The organism is Limosilactobacillus sp. (assembly GCF_051873075.1).
In the GTDB taxonomy this organism is placed as follows: domain Bacteria; phylum Bacillota; class Bacilli; order Lactobacillales; family Lactobacillaceae; genus Limosilactobacillus.
The window spans coordinates 1-1,584 of sequence record NZ_JBJEEM010000058.1 but is presented as its reverse complement, the minus strand read 5'-3'; the positions used below and the strand labels follow the sequence as shown (position 1 = coordinate 1,584).

2 protein-coding genes are annotated in these 1,584 nt (G+C 48.0%); one reads left to right on the top strand and one right to left on the bottom strand.

The window, feature by feature from the left end; all coding sequences use genetic code 11:
* Positions 1–338: 338 nt before the first annotated feature.
* Positions 339–1,262, bottom strand: coding sequence for a tRNA (adenosine(37)-N6)-dimethylallyltransferase MiaA (miaA, locus tag ACI31J_RS06520; protein ID WP_439773624.1), 924 nt, complete (start codon positions 1,260–1,262; stop codon positions 339–341).
* Positions 1,263–1,377: 115 nt separating this feature from the next.
* On the opposite strand from miaA, the gene ACI31J_RS06515 reads away from it, so the two are divergent.
* A complete protein-coding gene (locus tag ACI31J_RS06515) occupies positions 1,378–1,554 on the top strand; it encodes a DUF3042 family protein (protein ID WP_320610486.1) in 177 nt (58 codons plus the stop codon).
* Positions 1,555–1,584 lie beyond the last annotated feature (30 nt).

The following is a 1,584-nucleotide window of genomic DNA, read 5'->3' as shown; positions in this document are numbered from 1 at the left end:
TGAACATTACCCGCAAGAAACGAATATCTTCATCTTTCACCATTTGACGAACTTCTTCTTTTGTATATTCTCGCTTAGCCATTAAAATTCATTCCCTTTCAGTAAAAACCAGTTACGCTAATGCATGGCGGCAATCGTGACCTTAATTTTATTAAGCAATCTTCTTAACCATCGATAACCGAACAATCTAGTTTGGCATAGACCAATAAATACTAAATGCTCGTAAAATCAGTCCGCAATCACCACTTCAATACGTTTTTAAGGATACCAACCCACCTTAAACAAGTCAATTAATATTAAAACTTTAAGGTAATTAAAATCTTTTATGCTGATTGACTTTATTTAATTAACCACGACTGGACCAATTCGTTAATTTGTTCAGGCTGGTTACGGCCGCTGACCAGGTCGAACCAGTGCACGTCCATCTTGTTGCGGAACCAGGTCAGCTGACGCTTAGCATAGTGCCGGGAATCCTGTTTGACCTTGCGAACCGCCGTGGCCAGGTCGATCTCCCCGGCAAAGTACGGGAAGAACTCGTGATAGCCGATCCCTTTTCCGGCGGGCAGGTTGGTCCCGTCGTGCTCGTACAGCCACCGGGCCTCATTCAACAGGCCGTCTTTCATCATCAGGTCCACCCGCCGATTGATCCGGTCATACAGGACGGGCCGCTCAGTCGTCAGCCCGATCAGCAGGTAGTCATTACTGCTCTTTTGGTGTGGCTGGTCAGAAAAACGCTTCCCAGTCTTTTCAATTACTTCCAAGGCCCGGATCACCCGGCGCAGGTTACCCTTTTCGATGTGCCGCTCGGCTACGGGATCCAATTCAGCGAGGCGTTGACGGACATAGGACGCCCCCTTCTCCGTTGCCAGCTGGTTCCAGCGCTGGCGAATCTGGGCTGAACGGTCGTCAAAGTGGTCCTGGCCCAGGGTAAGGTTATCAGTCAGTGTCTGTAGGTAGAATCCCGTCCCGCCAACTACCAGGGGCAGGTGGTTACGCGCGGCGATGACGGTAATTTCCTGCTCGGCCTGCTGCTTAAACATAGCGGCGGAGTAACGCTGCTGAACGTCGCAAATATCAATCAGGTGGTGGGGAACCCCAGCCATCTCAGCAGGGGTGACCTTGGCCGTCCCAATGTCCAAGTGTCGATAAACCTGCATCGAGTCACCCGAAATCACCTCACCGTTGAAATGTTTGGCAAGGTCAATCGACAGGGAAGTTTTTCCTACCGCGGTCGGGCCCACAATTGCAACAATCTTTGTCATTTTCTTTGCTCCTACATTTTATAAATTATCACAAAATTTACCACAAACCACTGGTAAATCCTAACTAAGTAAATCATAATAGAATTAACTAAATAACTAAAGGGGGAACTATGTTATGAAGCAATTTACCAAGGGTGTTTTCATTGGTGCTGCATCAACGATTGCCGCATTAGCCAGCGGGGCTTTAGCATTTCACAAGAAGGTCATCAAGCCAGTCGAAGAACAAGAAGAAAAGTTCGATGAAAACCGGCGGGCCGCTATTCGCAAGGGGCGTTCCGCTCACCAAATCTAACATACTCAATAAAAAACAGGAGGCTGGATC

Excerpts from the sequence above, each read along its gene's own strand:
- miaA (WP_439773624.1), bottom strand. The coding sequence starts at position 1,262 with ATGACAAAGATTGTTGCAATTGTGGGCCCGACCGCGGTAGGAAAAACT.
- ACI31J_RS06515 (WP_320610486.1), top strand. The coding sequence starts at position 1,378 with ATGAAGCAATTTACCAAGGGTGTTTTCATTGGTGCTGCATCAACGATT.